Below are 24556 nucleotides of genomic sequence, written 5' to 3'. Positions count from 1 at the left end.
AGACTATAAATATTTTGTATTAAATCTAAGGCCTCTAACTATTAAATATATGTAAAATTTATTTTAATCTCTTAAAATTTCCAAATTATCTGATAGAATGAGGTCTGAACTTATTATCCGTAGGAGGCTACCCATGAATAAAGACAACACCTTAACCTGCGAAATCCTCATAACAAGTGATCTACATGGGCATTTAGGGCCCATTGATTACCGCACGGGTGAGAAACAACAAAAAGGCTTAGCAACCATTGCTAGCCTTATTAAACAAGAAAGATCCCATTGTCCAGAGCTAATACTTCTCGATAACGGTGATCTTATTCAAGGTACACCGCTAGCTTATTATGCAGCCACACAGTACAGTGACGAACTAAATCCAGGCATAGCTGCATTGAATGAATTGAAATATGACGCTGCAATTATTGGCAACCATGAATTTAATTTTGGTAAGCCACTGCTTAATAAAGCCATTCAGGATTCCAAATTCCCTTGGTTATCTGCTGGAATTATAGATCGCGCGACATGTAAACCTGCATTTGGTAGACCCTATATCATCAAATGGATAGACAAAAAAATCAAAGTAGCCATTCTAGGAGTTACCACACATTACATTCCCCACTGGGAGAATCCTGTCCATATAGAAGGACTTCAATTCAAGGATTCGTTAGAGACTGTAAAGATTTGGTGTGCCACTATTAGAGAAGAAGAACAGCCCGATTTACTCGTTGTAGCTTATCATGGCGGGTTCGAGCGCGACCTCCTTAGTGGTGAACCTGTAGAGAGACTAACTGGAGAGAATCAAGCCTATGCAATGTGCACAGAGGTTGAAGGCTTAGATGTATTAATTACCGGACATCAGCATCGCTTCATAGCTAGTGAGCTAAATGGTGTGACGATCATACAGCCTGGTTGTAATGGACATTCCCTCGGTAAGATTTCAGTAGTCTTTCAAAAAGAAAACGAACGTTGGAAGATTAAGAGTAAACAAGCCGAACTCCTTGCTGTAGACGACAAGACCGCTGTAGATGATACAATTCTAGAGCTTAGCAGCACGCTTGAATCAGAAACAGAAGCCTGGTTGGATGAGAGAATAGGTACAGTTATCGGTGACCTTTCTATTTCTAGTGCAGATGAATGCCGATTGGCTGACCATCCCTTTATAGAATTTATGAATAAGGTACAAATGGAAGCTACAGGTGTAGAGATCTCGACAGCAGCTTTACTCAGCAACGATTGCAAGGGCTTCAGTAACACCATTACCCGGAGAGATATTCTTTCCAACTTCATTTATCCTAACACGCTAACTGTGCTAAGACTGACCGGACAAGATATAAAAGAGGCACTGGAACAAACCGCCAACTATTTTCAAAAGGATCTAGAGGGAAATGTAATTGTTAACCCTGCTTATGTAGAACCTAAATCGCAACATTACAATTATGATATGTGGGAAGGCATCCACTACGAGCTTCATGTCAATAAACCTGTAGGCAAAAGAGTCCTCCATCTGCTGCATCGTGGGCAGCCTGTGGAGGACTCTAAGGAATATGATGTTGTTATGAACAACTATAGAGCAAGCGGCGGTGGAGATTATGAGATGTATAAGGGCAAGCCGATTATCAAAGAAGTACTGATCGACATGTCTGAAATTGTCACGAATTACATTGAAAAACGCGGCCAAATTGAAGCTACCTGTGATCACAACTGGAGAGTTGTTTAGGTCGTACTGATGAATGCCTCAATATCGGTTTCAATCAGCATTAAAGCACCTCTCCAAAAATCAATGGAGTGTACATCAATATCCATAAACTTTGCTACATCTGCAATATTATGCTTGCTGGTAGCACTAAGGAACTGACGATACCGGGCGACAAACTCCTCGCCCTTTTTTAAATATTCTGCGTAGAGTCCTTTAGCGAATAACAGTCCGAAAGAATACGGGAAGTTCATAAATTCATAACCAGCCATAAAATATCCGGCCTTGTTCATCCACATGTAAGGATGGATCGTATCAGGATCAATGCTCTCACCGTAAGCTTCCACCATACAAGCAATCATCAGTTCGTTCAGCTCTTGAACAGGAAGCGGACCCGAGGTTCTTCTCTCATATAGTTTAAGCTCAAATAAATAACGGGCATAGAAGTCTACAAGATAATACCCAGCATCGGAAATACTTCTCTCCAATATAAGCTGCGTTTCCTTCTTGGTCGAACTAGTGAGTAGTGCCTGATTTACGATCGTCTCGCAAAAGATCGAAGCCGTTTCGGCAATCGGTATCGGATAATCTGTGTTCAGCATCGTTTCTTCTCCCAGACAGGAGCTATGATATGCATGGCCGAGCTCATGGGCAAGAATACTAATATCTATAGCATTTCCAGTGAACTGTGTCATGATTCTGCTCTCGCCTATCGGAAAAATATCAATGCAGAGCCCATATCCACCCTTACCCGCTCTAGGTTCTGCATCAATCCATTGCTGATCAAAAGCCTTTTGAGCTAAATTGGCCAATTCCTCGCTAAAGGTTCCGAAGCTAGAGACAATTGTTTTTTGAGCATCTTCGTAAGAGATTTTTACACTTTCTTCGCCAATCGGTGCAAAAATATCGTAAAAAGGCAGCTTTGTGGAATGTCCCAGCCGTTCGGCTTTCTTTTGATAATAGGTATGAAAAGCTGGCAAACTCTCCTGAAGAGCGGCGAGCATTGCCGATAAAGTTTCACTGTCCATTCGCGATGCCACTAACACCTTTTCCAGAGAAGATTGATATCCACGCATGCCATAAATCGTTAGCGCCTCACCACTTATTCCATTCATGCAAGCTGCACAAACCCCAGCAATACGACTGCAAGCTTCAGCCTCGGCTTCATAAGCCGCTTTTCTTAATTTAGCGTTATTCTCATAGGCCATACTCCTTAGTTCCGCAAGCGTTACTTTCTTAGTTTCCCCTTGTATTACCACATCTGCAAGTGTACTCGATACGCTCTCCATGTAGAGCCTTCCCCACGCTTTGGAACCCGTGCTCTGCATTCTGGCAATCGCAACTTCTACTTCCTCATTTAACACATAACGGGATTGCAGAAGAAGCTCCTTTAAATAAAATTGATGTTTCAAAAGATAAGTTGAGCTAACGATAAGCTCATCTATGTGTTCACAAGTGCTAATCCATCGTTTAAAACCCGCAACTACCCCAGCAATCTCTGAGCTCATATGTTCAATATCATCAGCAAGATTCATGGCTTCCTCAGAACTGCTGTCTGCGCTAAGGGTTAACTCTGCATAGGCTAATAAACATACATATACGCTTTTATAATCGTTGTAGAGTCTTAGAAAGTCCTCGATCCCTGCGACGGAAACACCCTCAAGCTTTAGATTGCCCTCAGCCCAGGCTTTCAAATCTATAATAAGTTGACCGAGTAGCTCACGATCGCCTTTTAACTTCTCTGACTCAAAGGAAGGATATAAGCTATCCAGATTCCATGTCATATTCATTTGTGAACCTCTCCTCTACTTCTTTGGCCATCCCTGATTTCTTCATTATACCGTCCTTAGTGGGTAAAATCTGTATACTACCTATGTTTTCGGGATGGCGCAAGAACAAAAAAAAAGGACCCTGCCAACGTATGGCAGGGTCAAGGTCTATATTATAAGGGGGTTATGTGATTACTATAACCCTCTTAGCTTAAAAGAATATGAATAGTAGATAAAGATTGGCTTAATCTACAGATCTCTGTCCTCTTCATCAACAAAAAAAGGACCCTGCCAACGTCCGGCAGGGTCAAGGTCTATATTTAAGGGGGTTATGTGATTACTATAACCCCCTTAGCTTAAAACGATATGAATAGTACCTAAAGATTAGCTTAATCTGAAATCATCCCTTATTGGCTTAAAGCTGAAGGGTTATTTCTGGCCTTAGTAATCTGAATCCCAATATAAATAATTAGAAACAGCACCATGAACCCAGCAGAATAACGATACATCATCCCATAATCGGATGCCGCCGAGATTGCCCCAAGAATAATGGCCCCACTGGCTACCCCTAAATCTGTTGAGTTATAAAACATACTGTTCGCCATACCATACTGTGCAGGTGTAGATGTCCGAAGCATCCAAGCCTGTATAGTAGGCTGGATAGCTCCAAAGCCGAGTCCATACAGCAATGCGGATATAATGAGCATTGGCATGGATGTTGTATACGAGAGCACTGTTAAGCTCGCGACGACACAAACCGCTGCGGGAATCAGAACAGCAGCCGGACCTCTTTTATCAAATAATCTGCCGGAAATAGGTCTAATAATGATGATCGTAATCGCGTTAAATAAAAAGAACAAACCCACTTGCTCTAAATGCACCGCTTCGCCGAACAAAGCGATAAAGCTAAGCAATCCACCATAAGTGATCGCGAGTAAGACATTCAGTATTGCAGGCAATACTAACTTTGTATTAAAAGGAACCTTGAGTGGTTTGGATGGTGCAATGGATCGCTCAATAGGCTGTTTTTTCGGTACAGCTGGAAGTGAACGTGAGAACAATAAGACTGGAAAGGCAAGAAGCAAGGTGAATGTTCCGATCATCGCCAGTGTTCCGAACCCCGATTGCTTCATTACGTTCAAACCAATCATAGGACCAATGGACATTGCAAGACTGGTTGATAAGCCGAAATAGCCGATCCCTTCGCCCATTCTTTTGCTAGGAATAATCTGTGAAACAATCGTGGGAATAATCGTGCTGGCAATCCCGAACCCAATCCCATAGCCTACCCGCATCAGCAATAGTGACCCGATTGAGTCTGCTACCACATAAAGACCGGTTATGGCGGCCGCGATAGCTAAACCAATATACAGTAGTACATTGCGGCTAACCCTCCGCATCAGAAAAGCAGTCATAAAACGTGAAGCAATCGCAGTTAGCGCAAATACACTTGTAACCAAGCTGACCATAATATCTCCGGCTTGAAATTCACTTTTAACATAAGACGGAAATGAAGATAGCAGCATCTGTAAATTCATAAATAAAAATAAAGCACTAAACGTTAAAGCAATAAAAGACTTGGTCCATAGTTTCGTACGTAGTTCTTGTTGTTCTGGCATAACTTACGTTCCTACTCTCCATCATTTATTTGATCAATATGATTGTTTATTCTTAGCAACAACCCCATGAGCAGCTCATATTCATCACTGGAAATACAGTTCATAATCTCGTCTGTGACTTGATCCTCAATAGGAAAGGTCTCCTTAATCAGAGCTCTTCCTTTTTCCGTAATATAAACCTTAAAAGAACGCCGATCATTCTCCCCGGTTCTTTTATAGACCAGTCCTTTTCCTTCCAAGTGATCCAGAATTCGCGTCGTAGTTGGTTTATCCTTACCCGAACGCTTCGCGATATCCTTCTGAATCAGCCCTTCCGTTCTGTCGACTTGAAAAAGCACTGACCATTGCTCAGGTGTTATATCATATTCCTTTAGCCCATTTTGGAATAACGCGCTTAATTTACGATAGGTCGTTCCCATCATAAATCCTAACGTAAGTTCGGATTGGTTATGCTTTGTCGTCATGATCAGACCTCTTCTCATTTCATCTTCTTTTTAATAGTTGCTTAAACAATTATATTCTAGACAACTAAATTTGTAAAGGTGAGACAAAATTATAAACTAACTATTATTAAGTTGCTTGACAAAGTAAACTAAACACGGTATTATTATCTCATGTTAAAGATACTTAACTTAAAGACAACTAGAGCGTAACACGCTTAATATTATTTATTTAAAGGTTGTGTAATTCATGGGATTTCTAGACAAACTATTTGGTAGAACAAAAATCGAGGAGGAACAAACAATGTCTAAATTAAACATCGGAATCATTCTGGGAAGTACTCGTCAAGGTCGTTTAAGCCCACAAGTAGGGGAATGGGTTAAAAAGGTAGCAGATGCACGTGGAGATGCTAATTATGAGATCGTAGATATCGCGGACTTCAAACTTCCACTAATGGGAGAAGTTGATGCTACTGAACAAGCAACTGCTTGGAATACAAAGCTTGCTACGTTAGACGGTTTCGTATTTATCGTTCAAGAATACAACCACAGTATTTCCGCATCACTGAAAAATGCACTCGATTACGCGCGTGAAGCTTGGAACAACAAAGCAGCGGGTATCGTGAGTTATGGTTCTGTAGGTGGGGCTCGTGCAGCTGAGCATTTACGTGGGATCTTGGGAGAGCTGTCTGTAGCAGATGTTCGTGTACATCCAGCCCTGTCCCTGTTCACTGATTTCGAGAACGGTTCTGTGTTCAAACCAGCGGATCTTCACCTGACCAATGTAAATGGCATGCTTGATCAAGTATTGGCTTGGAGCGGTGCGCTCAAGACGCTTCGTTAAGATCACCCGCTTTAATATTATGAAATACACCTCTAAGAATAGACATGGATAAACCTATGGTTTGTCCGGTCGATTCTAAGGGGTGTATTTTTTGTATGATGAAATGACCACCTTGTATAGAATCTTTTCTCGCATAATCGGCGAGGATTTCAATCTACAACAAGGAGCAATGATCATATGGTTTGTGCTTGCATTATTAACAGCTCTCGCTTGAGGATGGAGAGTGTTTGGGGTGAAGTGCCCGGGCCATCGCATCCATATAGCTCTGAACGGCGCGCTGACTCACTTCCGCTTCTGGAACGAATATTTCGAAAAGATGAAAACATCCGGGATACAGGTTAAATTCGATATCTACACCTGCATGCGCAAGTCGTGTTACATATTCGATCGTCTCATCTCGGAAAAGATCAAGCTGACCTACACAAGTATAGGTTGGTGGCAGTCCTGCTAAGTTCTCCGCTCTCGTTGGTACCGCGTAGGAAGATATCCTGCTGGCATCGTTCTCCTCGCCCAGGTACATGTTCCAAGCCGTTAAGTTGTCCGTCCGGTTCCAGATTGCACCTTCTTCCGTAATCTCATGGCTTGATGGCGTAATGTTACGGTTGTCGAGCATCGGGTACAACGGCATCTGAAAGATAATGGATGGTCCACCTTTGTCTCGTGCCATCAGCGCAAGTGCTGCTGTCAGCCCGCCGCCACCGCTTGCACCAGCAATCGCAACCCGATTCTCATCAATGCCAAGCGATTCCGCCTCCTCCGTCATCCATACTAAGCCAGCATAACAATCTTCGATTGCAGCTGGATAGGGGTGCTCGGGTGCCAGCCTATAATCAACCGACACGACAACACATCTAGCCGTCTGAACAAAGCGTTCACACAACTCATCGTCCATATCAGGATGTCCCAACACGTATCCGCCACCGTGAATCCACAGCATAGCTGGAAGCTTGTCAGCATTTCGCCCAGCAGGTTCATAAATTTTTACCAGTATCTCCCCTGCAACACCCGGAATTTTTCGACTGGTTGTGTTTACATGCTCTGACCTCTTCAGTGACGGAGCCGACACTAAACTTCTGCTCCACTCTAAATTCTCTTCCAATTGAAACCCTGGAAATTGTGAATATGCCTCTCTTAATTCTGGTAGTATACGTTTATCGATACTCAAGAAAATCCCTCCAATACAATAATGATTGCTTGTATAATCCTTATTCCTTCTCAGCCTCCCACTTGGCAATTTCCTCTCGTACTCGTGGAGCAACCTCCGTTCCGAGCAGTTCTATAGCCCGCAACACAAGTTCATGCGGCATCGTGCTTAGTGGAACATACATCATAAAGCGTGTTATTCCTACATGCTTCCGTAGATGAATGATCTTCTGAGCAACTGTTTCCGGATCTCCAACGTACAATGCGCCCTCAAAGCTTCGGGCCGCATCATAGCTGGAGCGGTCGTAATACGACCATCCTCGTTCTTTGCCGAGCTTGTTCATGCCGTACTGGGTAGATGGAAAAAAGATATCTGCTGCCCGTTTCGTATCTTCTGCGACGAATCCAATCGAATGAGATCCCACCTGAAGCTGCGATACATCATGTCCAGCGCGGGCCGCCGCCTTCTTGTACAGCTCTACAAGCGGAGCAAAATTCATTGGATTCCCACCAATGATCGCCAACATCAATGGCAGACCCAAAAGTCCTGCACGAACGGCAGAGCTTTGCGTACCTCCGCTGCCAATCCATATTGGTAAAGAGCTTTGGACGGGCCGCGGGTATACACCCAAATTATGAATTGCTGGCCGATGGCCTCCCTTCCAAGTTACTTTCTCGGATTCCCGTATTTTCATAAGCAGTTCGATATTTTCATTAAATAGCTCATCATAGTCATGTAAGCCATAACCAAACAACGGAAAGGATTCAACGAATGAACCCCGGCCCGCTATAATCTCGGCTCGTCCATTGGAGATGCCATCAAGCATAGCGAAATCCTGAAACACACGTACAGGATCGGCAGATGAAAGGACCGTCACAGCACTAGTCAGGCGAATCCGTTTAGTTAAGGACGCAGCAGCGGACAACACGATTGCTGGTGAAGAAGCTGCATAATCTTCACGATGATGCTCACCGATACCAAAAACATCAAGTCCCACCCGATCCGCAAGGACGATTTCTTCGACTACTTCTCGTAATCGCTGTGCATGACTCATTACAATTCCAGTCTCAATATCAGGCTTTGTTTCTACGAACGAAGTAACACCTATTTCCATGATTTATCACACCTCTTTTAATTTTTCTCCTGCACTACAACCAACAGAGATTTGGGGCAACCCTATTTTTTAAGAAGAATGCTCTAGACAACGGATTAAAGCTGTCCAATCCATCTCACCATAACCACGGGCTATTCCATCAGATAAATGATGATGGATAAGTTGGCCCAAAGGTAGAGGAGCTTGGACGGACTGCGCTGCCTCTATAGCCAGTGCAACATCCTTCAGCCCTAGCTTCATTTTAAAACCTGCTGGTTCAAACCGCTGTTCTGTCATTATCGCCCCATAGTTCTGATATAAGGGAGATTGAAAAAGAGCATTCACCACATCCATAAAACGGGCTGGCTCTATGCCATACTTTTCTACCATCAGCTGCGTTTCTGATAAAGCTTCCAGCATAGAAGCAATTAAAAAGTTTACGCCTATTTTCACAACATTTCCTGCTTCGCTATAATCCCCAATCTCGAATATTTCCTGACCTAATTGTTCTAAAACAGGAATTAACTGTCGTCTGGCTTGCTCCGGACCTGCCAAAATGATGCGCAATTTAGCTGCTTTAGCGGCATCCGGACGCCCCAGCACTGTGGCAGACACAAAGTATTGCTTTCTCTCCGCATGCGCCGCGGATAATTTCCGAGCCAGATCTACACTGATCGTACTGGCAGATATGTGAATTCCTTTTTCTGATAATCCATTCAAAATTCCATTCGGACCCTCAACAATCTCCTCCAAAGCGGCATCGTCAGAAAGCATGGTTATGACCATATCGCTCTTTTGTGCTGCCTCCAATGGTGTCTCGGCATAATGCGCTCCTTGATCTATTAGGGGTTGCGCTTTTTCACGAGTACGATTAAAAACGATTAATTCATTACCAGCTTTCAACAAATTTTGGGCCATTGGAAAGCCCATTTTCCCAAGCCCGATAAATGATATTTTCATAAGTCTCTTCTCCGCATTAAGGATGATTTACAATAACGGAACGATCGTTCCAGAATAACCAAAAAAAATTTATATTCCTGCAATTACAAAGCTTATCATCTCTTTGGCACGTTGCTGATCTTGATCTGCTTTTGCCATAATATTTATGCTTTGATGTAAATTCAGCAATAAATAAGACCACGCTTTGACATCAGTGGTTTTATCAAGTTCGCCTGATTGTCGGCCTTTTTCCAAAAGCTCGCAAAAAGCCTGTTCTAAATTCAAAAAACTAGTCTTTATCAATTCATTTATTTTTTCATCCCGCGACTCTAGTGTTGTAGCTGCATTCGTTACAAAACACCCGCCGGGTAGGCTCGTATCGTACGCTGAAGTAATATGTTGCTCAAAAAATTGTTGAATCCCTGCTCTAACGCTTGACGCCTGTTCAAGAATGACCTGTCTATTGAAGCTTACCTTTTTGTAATGTTCCAGTGCGGCAATGTACAACGTTTGCTTGTCAGAAAAAGTATCGTAAAGACTAGATCGGCTAATGCCCATAACCTGCAGCAAGTCCGGTATGCTTGTTGCCTCATAACCCTTTTTCCAAAACAACAGCATCGCTTGATGTAGTGCTTGATCCTCGTTAAACTCTCTTGTCCTTGCCATGAGTAACACCTCCTGTAATGGCAATATAACATATCTGGAACGATCAGTCCAGATAAACTTCGAGAGAAAACCTTACGGTTTGCTTGGCATAGCTGATGAACTATAATTTGCACACAAAAAGGCCTGCTCGGTAGGCTTCATCGCTTACGAACAGGTCTTAGTTTATTATTTCGGTCTTTCAATCTCAAAAATCTCACCAATCGTTGCGTAATTTGATCCCGCCAAACGACTCACTGCATTTAAGGCTCTAGGGTCAATCCGCCCCTCCTGATAAATCGATTCATCGATATGAAACTGAACAATCTCGCCAATGAATAGATCACTTCCAGGTTCTTCTTCCCCTAGAGGTATCGCTTGTACAAGCTTACATTCCATTCGAACCTTTGCTTCCAATACACCAGGTACAGCTATATTTTTACTTGGGACCGGTGTAAGATTGGCAAGTTCAATTTCACTTTCTGCTCTTGGCAATGAAGCAGCGGTTTGATTGATTTTCCCAACATTCTCATCATCTACAATATGCACAACAAACTGATGATTGTTATAGATATTACGGGCTGTATCTTTTAATCGCCCCGCTGGTCTTTGAATAGACAGTGAAACCATCGGAGGATTAGACGAGACGATATTAAAATAGCTAAACGGCGCACCGTTCAAAATGCCATCTTCTGATTGAGTAGTGACAAAAGCAATGGGCCTAGGAATAACAGTACCAATTAATAACTTATAATTTTCCCGCTCACTATTTTGCTTCGGATCAATCGAAATCAATCTCCCCAGCTCCTTCTTCACTCTTTCACGAAATCGATCGTGCTTCTAACGGTATCAATAGGGCGTACTAACTTCTCAATTTGCTCACGTTTAGGTTCTAAGAATGGTGGCAATGAAAGCTTTTCTCCAACCGTTTCGTATTCCTCATCGCCCATAAATCCAGGTCCATCTGTCGCAAGCTCAAACAGGATTTGTGGAGCAACACGTGTATACAGCGACTCGAAGAAATGACGATCCACATAACCTGAAGTACGGAATCCAAAGTCTTCAAAATGCTTAGTCCACTCATCCAGCATCGCACGGTCTTCTACTCGGAAAGCCGCATGGTGAACCGTACCAAAACCTTGGCGTGAATTTGGTAAGTCCTCGTTATGTTCAACAATAATTTGCGCCCCGTTTCCGCCTTCGCCGACTTCAAACAAATGATAAGCCTCTTCCTGTCCGATTTCTTTAAACAGCATGACTCTTTCCAACATTTCTTTAAAATAGCTGAAGTCAGCTATACGTACAAAGATCGGTCCCAAACCAGTGATCGCAAACTCTAAAGGAATCGGTCCTTTTTGCCATGGTGTACCTGATGCGACCCCTTCATTAAATTCATCGGAGATAAGTTGATATTGCTGGTCATCAAAATCTACGAAGGATAAAGTCTTTTTGCCAAACTGCTCTTTAATTCCGGTATGCTTCACATCCAGGCGATCAAAACGTTTAACCCAGTAGTCTAATGCAGCATCAGTTGGTACTCGGAAGGATGTCTTGGCGATCTCATTGGTTCCGTGAACACCTTTAGGAATGTTAGGGAAGTCAAAGAACGTCATATCCGTTCCGGCACTGCCCTTATCATCTGCAAAAAACAAGTGATACGTTTGAATATCGTCTTGATTGACGGTTTTCTTCACTAGACGCATTCCCAATACGTAAGTAAAAAACTCGTAGTTTTTCTCTGCGCTGCTTGTGATGGCTGTTACGTGGTGAATCCCTTTTAAATTTCTCATGATTATACACTCCTAAAGTTTAGTTTGATTTTAGTAATATAATTCCCTAGTTTAAGAAAGATTAATTGAATTATCTTAATGTTAAGATATCCACCAAAAAAAATATCTTTCCAACATTCGATTACATGTATCTCACAAATTATCTTTACATTAATTATCTTTAACTTAAGATAAATTTAGCACACTCCTTTGTTGTTGTCAACAAAACACTATAAAAGATAACAGCCTTGTTCAGTATGTAAATAGATATCCTGAACAAGGCTGTTTTGTTTTGGTTCTTACTCGATCACAAATTTACCAACCGTCTCATTCATCATTTCCGCAATATTCGCCTGGTGCTCAGAAGAAGCAGCCACATCTTCAAACGCTTGTAATGTATCTGAAATGTGATTTCGAATGCCACTTACATTGTCCGCAGACTGTTGAGATACTGCGGCAACATTCGTCATCGCTTGATCTACCTCTGCCATTGATAGCTTCAGTCCGTGCATTGAAGATACCATTTCACCTGTAATCTCATGAAACATATCGGCATCATTTTTATATTGCATACTTACTTGCTCGAAACTCTCATAATCACTTATCACCGTCGAATCGATAAAATCCAGCAGCGATTGTGATTGAAAGGACACATTCTCAAAAGCATCTTCCACTAGCAGTGTCATTTTCTGAATCTTCCCCACCGACTCCTCCGACTGTAGAGCAAGTTTGCGTACTTCATTAGCAACTACAGCGAATCCTCTTCCCTCATCCCCAGCTCTTGCTGCTTCAATGGAAGCATTCAAGGACAATAGATTCGTTTGGGCTGCAATCTCTGAAATGTACCCAGCTATCTCTCTTACTTCATTAACAACTTTCCCTGCCTCGATCGCGTGCATAATGGAATTCTGTTTCTCAGCATACAAACTTGTCGCATATTGAATCGATGCTACAGCCTTTTCCTTCGCGGAAGCTGCCTGTACCAGAATTCCTTCGGAGGTATTTAGTGCGACTCCCGCCTTATCACTTAGCAGATCTGCATTGGAGATAATCTCTTGTACTGTTGCATTTACTTCTTCTGTTGTAGCACTTAAAGATTCACTTCCAGAAGCAACCTCTTGCGAGGAATTATAAATTTGATCCATTGTAGCATTTACTTCCTCAACTGTTGCAGATAATTCTTCGCTAAGTGCACCTAACTCTTGTGCTGAGGAAGAAGCACTAGTTACGATGGTTTGTACTTGCTCTGCCGAATGATTAAGCGACTTCACGATTCGACCAAATTCATCTTCAGCATCAAACTTAGCTCTTTGAGTCAGATCTCCTCGACCAAACGCCTCTGAAAAGTTCAGGATAATGGTTACTGCTCGTGAGAAATATCTTCTCAAGGACAAATATGAACCGATTGAAATCAGGATAACGAGAAAAGCAACAATGATATTGACCGTAAGTCCTTTTTGAAATAGCTTCTTATTCTGAACATCTGCATATTGGGCACTTCCTAAGTTCATTTCAACTAATTTTCCAAGGTCTTCATTTCGTTTCATATTTAACGCTTCAAGATCAGAGATGATATCTTCAGCAGGATCATATGTAGGGGTATTTAGCATCTTCTCAAACATCGGAAGCTGAATTTGCCGATACTGTTTCGTTAATGATAAAACTTCAGCATAAATCTCCTTTTCGTTTGGGAGGGAACGTGTTTCTTCATACTTATTCAAGATTCCATTGTTTTCAGCTTGAAGCTCAACAACTTTCTGATAACTCTCTTGAAGTTCGCTTGGATCATGACTAGCGATCATCTTATTCGTTAAGGTTACTATTTCATGATTATTAGATTCGAATTTCCCAAGTGCATAAACTGACGTAAGATCGTTCTTATACATACTTCTAGAGTTCGCATACATATTGCTGAAATACACACTACCAACGATCGCAATGATCAGAGCACCTAACAGTAATATTGAATTAGTAACAGTAATTTTGCCTACGATAGTCCAATTTCTCATTTTCCTCATGCTTTGCACTCCCTATGTACTTTTAATTAAGCTTTCATATTCTACTACTGGCATTGGTTTCGCGAAATAGTATCCTTGTGCGATTTCACAATCTATTTGTTTCAAAAAATCAATTTGCGCCTCTGTCTCAACTCCCTCTGCCACAACTTTCATATTTAAATCCCTAGCTAGCTTGACCATACTGGCAATTACTATCTTCCCTGTCTCATCATTTGACTTACTCATCAGAAAAGCCCTGTCTAACTTAATGACATCAGCAGGGAAATATTGCAATACATTTAAGGAACTATAACCTGTCCCAAAATCATCGATAGCTATGGAAAATCCTTTACGTTTCAACTCCAACAAAATATCTCTAACAAACTCTAAATTTTGGAATACAATAGACTCGGTCAGCTCTAACTCTATCAATTTAGCAGGTACCTGGTAGCTGTTAATAATATTCGTCAAATGGAGCAGGAAATCATTATGATATAGGGTTATAAGCGATATATTCACTGAAATCGGAAGTGGCTGGATTCCTTCCTGGATCCATTTACTCAACATGATACATACTGATTTAAACACCATTAAATCTAATTTCACGATAAAGCGATTTCTCTCAAATATGGGGATAAATACTGCAGGAGATATAAGTCCCTTCTGAGGATCATTCCATCGAACCAATGCCTCAGCGCCATGAAAACTGTTCACTCGCAGATCCATTTTCGGTTGTAAATATACTATAAATTCACCATTTGTCATGGCAGCATCCATCTTTCTTACGATGTCTTGCTCTTCGTGTATCTGCAATAGCAATTGTTCGTCAAAGAAAGCGCATGAGCTCTTGTATCCACCTTTAATGGACTTACAAGCGATTCCTGCTCGGTCAATACATGTGAGGATATCGCTCTGACGATCATCTATACAGTAAATTCCACAATTAATCACTAGCCTAAAACCTTCTTCATTTCCAAACGTATAGTCGCTCATTTGTTCAGTAAGTACTTGTATACGGATGAATAATTCCGCCTTATTGTCATACGAAGTGAAAAGAATAAAACGATCACCCCCTAAGCGTCCAATGACATCCTCGTCTAATGTGTTTGCTGTTAAGCTATTAGCCACTTGAATCAAAATGCTATTTCCTTCATGAAAACCGACAATTTCATTTATGTATTTAAATTGTTCAATATCAAATTGCAACACAGCAAACTTTGTATTCTGTTTCTCTTTAAGTAAATACTGAGCATCTATAACAAATTTATTCGTTCTAGGAAGATGTGTTAACTCATCCTCAAAGGCAATCCTCTCCATCTGTTTCCTAATTTTGCTCTTATTTAATAGAATGTTAACAAATATGATCAATAATAAGACAAACATGATTACACATAATAAAAAAGTCGCCTGACTCATTTGAGACGCTTTGGCCATGATCACATCTTTCGGTATCACGGAGAGAATATACCAGTCCTCAACCCCCTGAATGCCAGAATAACCAACCATTTTGCTATCTCCGTTAATCCAAAATATTCCTACTCCAGATTTTTTTGCGGTTATGTTCTCTTTAAAGATTTGCAGTTGTTTCTTATTTCTAGAATCAATACTTATACTTTCGAATATGTTATCAATTGACTTATCCTCTTCGAGATTCTTCGATTTGATAATGACTTGTCCCTTTTGATCAATGATTTGAGAATAACCATGACCTTTAAAGAAGGAAACTGCAAGAGCATCATAAAGATCCTGTGTATATTTGCTGGCAGATAAAGCACCCTTCACTTCACCTTTAAACTTAAGTGGACTATTGATCGTGATAATTTCTTTATTGGAGATCTTATCTAAGAATGGATCAGAAATACTGCTAATACCCTGAAGAGCTTTTTGGAATCCTACTTCATCTGATACATCAAACATTGTCCCATCTGATGCGTAAGCTTTACCATCTGGGCTGTTGATGCTAATTCGAATAAAATTATATTTTTTATCAAAGTGATGCAGATATTTTTTGGTCTTATCCCAGTCCATATAATTGATTTCCGAAATAGAATCAGCAATTCCATCTAATGAATCTAATCCACCATGTATCATATTTCCAATCGATCTACTCGCATGTATCGTAGCTTCTGATGTAGCAGCAACCGCTTCTTGCTCATAAGAGTTAGCAGTCCATTTTATGAAATAGTAAGAGCACCCCCAAAATATCAACGTTGCCATTATGACGAGGCCTATCATTCTCCATACTCTCAATGGTTGTGTTTGATCCATGTACTATCATCCTTTTTCCGATTTATTACGTTTTTATTAGAAAACGAATTAAAAAAAGCCGCTATCAGAATGATAACGGCTGCATATGCATCAAAAAATAAGATCAAGAAACTCCAACTGCATGCAACCGGCTGTCATATCTATATGTAGATTTAGACCCTATGGCTTTGTGTCCCTACTTTTCAATAGGTTTACCAATATTCTGTTTTAACTATTATTAGTCATAAATACTCTATTAATAATAGGTTGCCTCCAAAAGACCTATTTCCGTAGTAAATTTTAATTTTTCCATGGGAAAATTTTCACAAATATCAATGTTAACTTTAATATAATATTTATTAATGTAAAGCAACAATTCTGCGAACAATTATAAAATTAGATACTAAAGCCCAATGTAACATTTAAATATGTCACATTGGGACTTATTTCTCAACACGAACTATGTTTGTCTTACACACGCATAACGAAGAACAGCTTCTTCCAAAATATCAATCCCCATAATGATATCATCCAAGTCTGTATATTCATTGGGATGATGACTAAGTCCATCTACAGAAGGAACAAAGATAAGCCCTACTGGGCAAAGTTTGTTCATGTTCATGGCATCATGCCCTGCACCACTGATCATCCGTTGACTCGATATCCCTTTCTCTTCACAAATCGATTCTAGAACCTGACTGATCTCATCAGATAATAGGACGGGTTCCTCCGAAATAATTTCCGTACTCTCAATTACAAGTTGTCTATTTTCTTGTACTAAGGATATTGTTTGATACAAATGGTCTAACACACGTTGCCTGGATGCCACTGAAGTAGATCTGATATCAATTTTAATTTCTACCTCTCCCGGAACCACGTTCATAGCGCCATTCAAGATATCTATCACCCCTAGCGTCGCAACCGTTCCAAATTCTTGTTCGAGTTTGGCTGCTTTCTCAAGCTCAAGTGCTATTTCTGAGGCACCCAGAAAAGCATCTTTTCTCATATTCATAGGTGTCGTTCCAGAGTGGGATGCCTTCCCTGATATTTGAATATGAAGCCTCACGGGTGCAGCAATTCCAGTCACAATTCCAATTCTTTTATTATTGTTTATTAAGACAGGACCTTGCTCAATATGTAATTCAAAAAACGCTTTTAATTCTTCATTCTCTCTACTCGCCTGATCAATATTGTTATAATCCAGTGCACATAGCGAAAATGCCTTTTCCATGGTAATACCGTCTTTGTCCTTCAAAGATCTATATTTCTCCTTCTGAAATAACCCTGACATTACTTTACTGCCTACTGTTGAAATCCCAAAACGCGAGGATTCTTCACAGGCAAATGAGATGATTTCGATCGGATGATCCGTTTCAATCCCTTTTTCGTTTAGACGTTTGATCACTTCCAAAGCAGCCGTTACACCTACTACCCCATCGTACTTCCCACCTTGGTATACCGTATCCAAGTGAGAGCCCATTACAACGGGTGGGAGCCCTTCTATCTTCCCATTCCTTCTAGCGATCACATTTCCGCAATGATCCATCCGAATATCTAAATTTTCAGCCTTACACATCCGCATAAAAGCACTCGTACATGTCTGCTCTTCATTTGTATAGGCAATTCTAGTGATGCCCTTCTCACCCGAGTTATATTGATTAATATTATCAAATAAAGCCTGATATCTTCTCTTTCTATCCATGCTAATATCTCCAATCCTGGGTATTCATGATTATGGTTTCATCAAAATTCGTGAATGATATACAATAGAGGTAGTGCTAGTCTTTAAAAATTACTTACTTGATGAGGTGTAATGGATAGCTATGAAGAAGACCATTATTTTTAAAGAAAATGACTCATTTACAATTAAAGCTGATTTTTATGAAACAAACCGTCCCCAAGCCCCTGCTATTGTTTACATTCACGGAGGCGGTCTACTTTGGGGTGATCGAGAAGATCTATCCGAGGAAATGATACAACTTTACACTAATAATGGTTTTGCGCTATTTTCGATTGACTATAGATTAGCCCCTAGGTCAACCCTATCTGACATCCTTGAAGATATCCAAGACGGTCTTCTTTGGTTAGTGAATGAAGGACCCAAGGAATTCTCCATTGATCCCTCAAGGATTGCTGTCGTGGGAAGCTCCGCAGGTGGTTTCCTTGCGCTGTGCACAGGAATGTTTACCCATAAGCCGCGTGCGATTGTCTCCTTCTATGGATATGGCGATATTAGTGCTCCATGGGCACTCGAACCAAGTAAATTCTATTGTGAAAAGGATATCGTCTCCATGGAGATTGCAAAAGGTACAGTGTCCGATCAAATCATTACGAGCGCAAGCGTTGACGAGCGTTTTCTTCTCTATTTATATGCAAGACAATCCGGTCGTTGGATCGAAGAAGTGACGGGCTTGAATCCTTCTCTACATAAGGAAGAAATCCTCAAATTCTGTCCTATTCATCATGTAACTAAGGAATTCCCCCCTACATTGTTACTGCACGGAACGAACGATGTAGATGTACCGTATGAACAATCGGTATTCATGAGAGCTGCGCTAGTGAAAGAAGGAGTACCGGCAAAGCTTATTACTATTCCAAACGGAGAGCATGTATTTGAAAAAGATTTCGATAACCCTGTTGTGCAAAAAGCTCTTCATCAGGTGATTGATTTCCTTCAGCTTCATCTTGCTGAGTAGGTCTGTAGAAGAACAGGAAAATCCGGCACTAAAATAGTGCCGGAAAATATAGGAGACCGCATGAATTATTTCTTGTTTAATTCGTGGAAATGCGTCCATAAATGATCGCAATCTTCTCTAGCTTCCACTTTAATCATATTAACAACACTCTCATCATGCCCCACAAAATATTCGCGAAGGTGAATGTCAGAGAAGCCATGCTCTTTCGCATCATCTCTTGTGCTGCAATAATGAACTTCCTTAACACCTGACCAAATAATAGCGCCCATACACATCGGACACGGTTCACAGGTGGCATAAATTACACAATCCGATAAGTCCATCGTGTCTAGCTTTTTGCAAGCTTCTCGGATAGCTACCATTTCCGCATGTGCAGAAGGATCCGTATCTCTCATCATCGTATTGCTAACCGCTGCAATTACTTCATCGCCTCGAACAATCGTTGCACCAAACGGGCCCCCAAATTTCTTATTCATACCCTCGATCGTTGCATCTACCGCCAATTTCATGTAATCCATTTCAAAATTCCTCCTCTAGTTTAATTGGGATGATTTTAGTGTTTTGCTAAAGATGGTGTATAGAACAAACGAAACAATTAAACCACTAAAGAAAGCAAAATCATTCATCCTAACTAGGAAGGGGATACCCTTAAGAAATGCACCTGACATAGGAAGGATGAAGCTGACTGCTAGAACAGCCATCGCAACAGGATTGTAACCATTCTTATATTCACCGTTGCTGCCTGCTGGGACATAGATATTATCAAGATTTAATACTCTTTTCCGATGAATAAAGAAGCTTGAAAGCATAATACCCGCAATTGGACCAAAGATAGACCCAATAAAGCTATAGAAGTAGAATAAGGTCGTTGTACTTTCTACAAGCTTCCATGGCAAAATCAAAGTTCCAACAACGGCTGTTAAGACACCTGCAGTCTTTACAGTGAATTTTTTCGGGAAAAGAGATGACATTTGCAAGCCAGCTGGCAATAGGTTTGCAAACACTACGAAGGCGATTGCTCCTACGTTTAGCGCTAGAATCAATACAACAACAGCGAAAGTGTTTTCAATTTTATCAATGGCATGAACGATATTGAAAATCGGTTCACCAAACGCAATTTCAGTACCCGCGATTAAAGCCACACAAGTGATGGCAAAAAGAATATAAGATAAGATAAACCCTACTGGCAACCCAATCATAGCCGCTTTTGGTGATTTCGCACGATGTGTGAAGTCCGACATATTCACAACAGGACCCGCCCAGTTAGATACCAATGCACTCACGCAAGCAATAAAGACTAATGGACTTGAGCTTGGGTTCGCTGGTACATACTCTAAAATCGGTCCAAACCCTCCAGCAATCTTGATCGCCCAAACAGCAGCACCAATAATAAACACATACACTACTGGGGAAGACCAGTTACCGAACTTACCTAATGTTTTCATTCCACCTAAGAACAACAGAACCGTTGCTGTCCAAAGAATCGCATAGGAGATCATTGTCGGGAATGCTAACCCGAATAGTGTGAAGCCACCGCCTAAATCCATATAATTCGGAATAAATCTAGCAAATATAACATTTAATGATTCTGCACCAACAACGGTAGTGGTTCCAAAGAATACTAATCCGGCAACAAGTCCTCGTATCAATGCCGGTATAATTGCTCCTTTTACCCCAAATGAATCACGAAGCAACATCGCGAATGGCAGCCCATATTTGGAGGCAGAATATCCGTTTAAAGCATAAAATGCGGAGACAATAATGGCCGAGAGCATAACGGCAAAGAGTACCTGTGTTGTATCCAACCCTAAGACGAAGAAACCTGCGACTGTCATATACGACATAATATTATGAACAGCACCCATCCAAAGGGTTATATAGTTGGACATTCCCCAGTCTCTTTGCTCAGGCTTCTTGGGCAGTAATTCCTCACCGTAACCGTATGATTTGTACCTATCATAATTTTGTTCCAATTTTGCTTGATCCATATCTACACTTCCCCTCGCTTAAATTACTTCACGATATGAGTGCCTGCCTGTTCATTGATCGCATCTTTTAAGCTTTCCGGATTCGTAATAATAACTCGCGTTCCGCTGTTCTCTAAGAAGCTTAAACTCGCCTCGATTTTAGGCAGCATACTTCCTGCTGGGAAGTGATTTTCTAGTACATATTGTTTAGTCTCATCAACCGTCATTTTGGAAAGCTCTTTTTGATTCGGCTTACCATAGTTGATGCATACTCTAGACACTCCCGTTGTAATAATTAAGGTCTCCGCATGAATCTGTTCTGCTAAAAGACTCGTAGCAAAATCCTTATCGATGACTGCATCAACACCTTTGTACGTGTTATCATCAGACTTCACGACTGCGATACCTCCACCGCCTGCAGCGACAACGACAAAGCCCCCATCGATTAATGATTTAATCGCGTCTTTCTCCACAATATCTATAGGTCTTGGGGATGGAACTACTCTACGGTATCCTCTGCCAGAGTCTTCTACAAAGCTCCATTCCGGATGTTCTCTTTTCATTTCTTCCGCTTGCTCTTTGGAAAAGAAGGATCCTACTGGTTTCGTCGGATTCTTGAAATTAGGGTCTTCTGAGCTTACTTCGACTTGTGTAATCACCGTAGCCACATTCTTGTGGATCCCTCTAACTGCAAATTCATTAATTAAAGCTTGTTGAATTAAATAACCGATTCCACCTTGTGTATCGGCTCCACAATTCACTAGTGGAACAGGAGACATGCCGGCAATTTCATGTGCAATCTCAGATCTTCTTAGCCCAAATCCTACCTGTGGTCCATTACCGTGTGTAACGACGACATTGTAGCCCTCTTGCACCATATCAACAATATTAACGACAACTTCTTTTACTGCTTCAGTTTGGTCATGAATCGAATCCAGGCCATTTTCCTTGACCAATGAGTTTCCGCCAATAGCAACGATCACAGTTTCTTTCATCTGATGCCTCCTATGTTGCAATTCTTATGCTCTAACCGAGTAATTCAAGAGATTGCTTTTTGTGTGAGTGATATAACGGATTCGTTGGATCATTCTTAATTGCGTTCTCGATAGCCTCAATGGCCTCTTTATGCTTACCAAGCGATCTTAGACTGTTCGCCTTATGGAAGGAGAAGTCATATCTATTCGGCTGAAGCGCTAGCAGCTTATCCATCTCGATAACTGCTTCTTGGTGTCGCCCAAGTTCTCTTAAATAATTGGATTTGTGGTAGCGATAGAACGTTTCATTAGGTGCCAGCTCACAGGCTTTATCATATTCCTGAAGAGCTCCCTCCGGTTTTTTCCACAGTCTCAAACAATTCGCTGTGTAGAAATAAAACTCTAAATTAGCTGAATCAATAGAGATAGCGCTTTCATAGCATCGAAGTGCCTCTTCATATCTCTTTAGTTCTTGCAAGAAATACCCTTTATAATAGATGAAATCCAGGTTGTCAGCATCCACTTCTAGCGCTCTATTGATGATGGATATAGCTTCTTCATATTGATCGTTGTTAGCGAGAGCCTTTGCCTGCTTCACATATTCATTATTTTCTTGGAAGCTCTGTTCTAGAATCTTCACGACTTTATGCTGACCGTTCTCTTCGGCACGTTGTAGGGATGAGAGCCCATCTCGATCAGGCAAATGCACATCTGCCCCTGCATGAACAAGCGCTTCAATAATGTCAGAATATAGTCGTCCGCCATTCCCCAATATGACTGCTTCAAGTAGGGCTGACCAGCCTAAGTCGTTGACATGATTCACTGGAACCCCAGCATCAATACACACCTCTACTGTTTTTAAATAGCCCTTTTCGCTCGATGGTAACAGCGCTGTACCTCCAAATCGATTCACGCTCTTCAAATCAGCTCCACCAGCAATCATGAGACGCAGGATTTCATAAAAGCCATTTGCTGCTGAGCAAATAAACGGTGAGAGTTGTGTAATATCTCTAGTGTTCACGTCACTTCCTGCTTCTATTAATCTTTTAACAATCGCGATTTGATTGTTTTGAGTTGCCGCCATTAACGCTGTTCGCCCTGCAGCATCTTTATAATCAACACTGGCACCTTCGCCTAATAGTTTCTCAACAGAAGCCAGTTCTCCCTGTTCACTCGCCTCAATAAGTTTTGTATTCAAGGATAGACTATCCAAAATTGTTCACTCCTTCACAGCCTAGCACGAAGATGTTCGTCTAGTTCGAAATAAGAATGGTGGGCTAAGCAAGTTAGCCCTCTTCTTATTTAATATTTTCACTTAATGCAAGTAATGCTTGTTCAAATGCTTCGATTGGAGGGTTAACGATACCTGCACCAATCATTCCAATCCCCGCATCTTTATGTGCAATGGCTGTATTGATAATCGGCATAATTCCTGTTTGGATGACTTTTTGAATATCAATACCTGTTGGAATCCCTATAAAGTCAAGCATTGGAATCGTCACGTTAGGATTTTCAGTGGTTGTGATTTCTGCCATTTTTGTGGTGTAACTGATTGCATCATCAACGGTACCCCCCACAAGCGAAACAATAGCCGGTGCAGTTGCCATAGCAAATCCGCCAATTCCATAGGTCTCCGTAATCGCACTGTCACCAATATCAAGACCAGAATCTTCTGGTTTATAACCAGCAAACATAGGTCCAATTACTTGTTGTGCAGGACCTGTAAACCACACGTTTCCAGCGATTCCACTCACGCGAATACCGAATTCCACTCCGTTGCGAGCCATTGTGGTAACAATGGTACTATTCTCAATACCATGCGCAGCATCAAGGGCACATTTACAAAGCGCCATCCATGTCGGACCCGAGAAATAGTCGCTGCTGCTAACGAATTCAAACACTTCTTTTTTCTGTTCAACAGTGAAATCGGTTTGGATAATATAAGGCGTTAGTGCTTGAATGATCAGGGTTGTTCCAGCTACATTTCGGTTATGACACTCGTCCCCCATATGAAGGGCTTGTGAGAGCATTAGGCGCAAGTCAATCCCATTTGGATTAAGTTTCATCGCATCTCTTAAAATAGGACCCAATACATCTCGCATCCAAATCAAACGCTGGATAACACTCTCGTCATTGGCACCCATACGAAGGATTTTGGACATTTGTTCACTTAAATTTGTATAGGCAATATTTCCATAAGTTTTATTCTCAACAATATGCATAAACATGGAAGCCGATGTTACACCAGCCATGGAACCAACACAGTTATGTTCATGACATGGCGAGAAAATAATCTCTCCGGACGCGGCTAGTACAGCTGCTTCGTCAATATTTGGGGCAAGTCCTTCAAATACAATGGCTCCTGTTACCGCACCTTTCATCGGACCATTCATTCGTTCCCAAGTGATTGGCGGGCCAGCATGTAAAATCGTATTTTTCGTCATACCAGGAACCACATTGATCGCTTGGTCAAAGCCAATCAGTACCGGTTGCGAGTTAATAATTCGCTCAACAGCCTCTTTGTTAGCAGCTGCAATCTTATCTGTAACACTTGGGTCTTCAAGCTTATCCAGCGCAGCAATTAATTCTGGATTCCCTCTGCCTGGCGGCGTCCACTCCAAGTGAGTTACATTCGCGTTTTGTTTTAATAAATCATCTCTAAAGTTCGCAATGCCTACATTTATGACATTTAGTTTATTCGTAAAAAGTTCATTGATTTTACTCAT

General features: G+C 41.3%; 20 protein-coding genes and 1 riboswitch. Of the genes, 3 read left to right on the top strand and 17 right to left on the bottom strand.

Translation table 11 applies throughout. The features are described from left to right. Positions 1-133 precede the first annotated feature (133 nt). Positions 134-1714 carry a bifunctional metallophosphatase/5'-nucleotidase gene (locus NSS87_RS05675; RefSeq protein ID WP_339245458.1) on the top strand — a complete coding sequence of 527 codons (1581 nt, stop codon included), beginning with the start codon at positions 134-136 and terminating at the stop codon, positions 1712-1714. Here NSS87_RS05675 and NSS87_RS05670 read toward each other — a convergent pair. From NSS87_RS05670 to NSS87_RS05660, 3 genes are all read right to left on the bottom strand, one after another. Next, the gene (locus NSS87_RS05670) at positions 1711-3480 is read right to left on the bottom strand and encodes a M3 family oligoendopeptidase (RefSeq protein ID WP_339245456.1); all 1770 of its coding nucleotides are present in this window, start codon (positions 3478-3480) and stop codon (positions 1711-1713) included. The genes NSS87_RS05675 and NSS87_RS05670 overlap by 4 nt on opposite strands. 386 nt (positions 3481-3866) lie before the next feature. Then, entirely contained in the window at positions 3867-5078 is a 1212-nt protein-coding gene (locus tag NSS87_RS05665) for an MFS transporter (protein ID WP_339245454.1), read from the bottom strand. Positions 5079-5089: 11 nt separating this feature from the next. After that, complete coding sequence (locus NSS87_RS05660; protein WP_042185346.1) at positions 5090-5542, bottom strand: MarR family transcriptional regulator; 453 nt, start codon at positions 5540-5542, stop codon at positions 5090-5092. 280 nt (positions 5543-5822) lie between these two features. Between NSS87_RS05660 and NSS87_RS05655 the strand changes: the two genes are divergently transcribed. Then, positions 5823-6362: an NADPH-dependent FMN reductase gene (locus NSS87_RS05655; protein ID WP_042124617.1), complete on the top strand. Its 540-nt coding sequence runs from the start codon at positions 5823-5825 to the stop codon at positions 6360-6362. 196 nt (positions 6363-6558) lie between these two features. On the opposite strand, the gene NSS87_RS05650 is transcribed toward NSS87_RS05655, so the two are convergent. From NSS87_RS05650 to NSS87_RS05610, 9 genes are all read right to left on the bottom strand, one after another. Then, positions 6559-7527, bottom strand: coding sequence for an alpha/beta hydrolase (locus tag NSS87_RS05650; protein ID WP_339245451.1), 969 nt, complete (start codon positions 7525-7527; stop codon positions 6559-6561). A 40-nt stretch (positions 7528-7567) separates the two neighbouring features. Then, on the bottom strand, positions 7568-8620 hold the full coding sequence (locus NSS87_RS05645) for an LLM class flavin-dependent oxidoreductase (RefSeq protein WP_339245448.1): 1053 nt from the start codon (positions 8618-8620) through the stop codon (positions 7568-7570). Between the two features lie 69 nt (positions 8621-8689). Further along, positions 8690-9559 carry an NAD(P)-dependent oxidoreductase gene (locus NSS87_RS05640; RefSeq protein ID WP_339245447.1) on the bottom strand — a complete coding sequence of 290 codons (870 nt, stop codon included), beginning with the start codon at positions 9557-9559 and terminating at the stop codon, positions 8690-8692. Between the two features lie 69 nt (positions 9560-9628). Continuing rightward, entirely contained in the window at positions 9629-10204 is a 576-nt protein-coding gene (locus tag NSS87_RS05635; protein ID WP_339245446.1) for a TetR/AcrR family transcriptional regulator, read from the bottom strand. 165 nt (positions 10205-10369) lie between these two features. After that, on the bottom strand, positions 10370-10975 hold the full coding sequence (locus tag NSS87_RS05630) for a flavin reductase family protein (protein ID WP_042185336.1): 606 nt from the start codon (positions 10973-10975) through the stop codon (positions 10370-10372). A gap of 17 nt (positions 10976-10992) precedes the next feature. Further along, positions 10993-11970 (bottom strand): ring-cleaving dioxygenase, encoded by a 978-nt coding sequence (locus NSS87_RS05625; protein ID WP_042185334.1) that lies wholly within the window; start codon positions 11968-11970, stop codon positions 10993-10995. Between the two features lie 278 nt (positions 11971-12248). Further along, a complete protein-coding gene (locus NSS87_RS05620; protein WP_339245443.1) occupies positions 12249-13967 on the bottom strand; it encodes a methyl-accepting chemotaxis protein in 1719 nt (572 codons plus the stop codon). 12 nt (positions 13968-13979) lie between these two features. Continuing rightward, the gene (locus tag NSS87_RS05615) at positions 13980-16214 is read right to left on the bottom strand and encodes an EAL domain-containing protein (protein ID WP_339245441.1); all 2235 of its coding nucleotides are present in this window, start codon (positions 16212-16214) and stop codon (positions 13980-13982) included. 119 nt (positions 16215-16333) lie between these two features. Further along, positions 16334-16420: riboswitch (cyclic di-GMP riboswitch) on the bottom strand. Positions 16421-16653: 233 nt separating this feature from the next. After that, complete coding sequence (locus NSS87_RS05610) at positions 16654-17895, bottom strand: Zn-dependent hydrolase (RefSeq protein WP_339245438.1); 1242 nt, start codon at positions 17893-17895, stop codon at positions 16654-16656. A 121-nt stretch (positions 17896-18016) separates the two neighbouring features. On the opposite strand from NSS87_RS05610, the gene NSS87_RS05605 reads away from it, so the two are divergent. Continuing rightward, a complete protein-coding gene (locus tag NSS87_RS05605) occupies positions 18017-18889 on the top strand; it encodes an alpha/beta hydrolase (protein ID WP_339245435.1) in 873 nt (290 codons plus the stop codon). A 65-nt stretch (positions 18890-18954) separates the two neighbouring features. On the opposite strand, the gene NSS87_RS05600 is transcribed toward NSS87_RS05605, so the two are convergent. The 5 genes from NSS87_RS05600 to NSS87_RS05580 form a co-directional block, all read right to left on the bottom strand. Then, positions 18955-19407, bottom strand: coding sequence for a nucleoside deaminase (locus NSS87_RS05600; RefSeq protein WP_042124600.1), 453 nt, complete (start codon positions 19405-19407; stop codon positions 18955-18957). A gap of 15 nt (positions 19408-19422) precedes the next feature. After that, positions 19423-20877 carry a cytosine permease gene (locus NSS87_RS05595; RefSeq protein WP_042185326.1) on the bottom strand — a complete coding sequence of 485 codons (1455 nt, stop codon included), beginning with the start codon at positions 20875-20877 and terminating at the stop codon, positions 19423-19425. A 23-nt stretch (positions 20878-20900) separates the two neighbouring features. Further along, positions 20901-21851, bottom strand: a complete 951-nt coding sequence (arcC, locus tag NSS87_RS05590) for a carbamate kinase (RefSeq protein ID WP_339245432.1) — start codon at positions 21849-21851, stop codon at positions 20901-20903. Positions 21852-21882: 31 nt separating this feature from the next. Next, positions 21883-23043, bottom strand: a complete 1161-nt coding sequence (locus NSS87_RS05585; RefSeq protein ID WP_339245430.1) for an ankyrin repeat domain-containing protein — start codon at positions 23041-23043, stop codon at positions 21883-21885. Positions 23044-23128: 85 nt separating this feature from the next. Further along, positions 23129-24556: a DUF1116 domain-containing protein gene (locus NSS87_RS05580; protein WP_339245428.1), complete on the bottom strand. Its 1428-nt coding sequence runs from the start codon at positions 24554-24556 to the stop codon at positions 23129-23131.

Origin of the sequence: Paenibacillus sp. FSL F4-0243 (genome assembly GCF_037963295.1) — a bacterium.
GTDB lineage: Bacteria > Bacillota > Bacilli > Paenibacillales > Paenibacillaceae > Paenibacillus_AQ.
The sequence above is the reverse complement of the archived record's forward strand: the minus strand, read 5'-3'. Positions and strand labels throughout refer to the sequence as shown.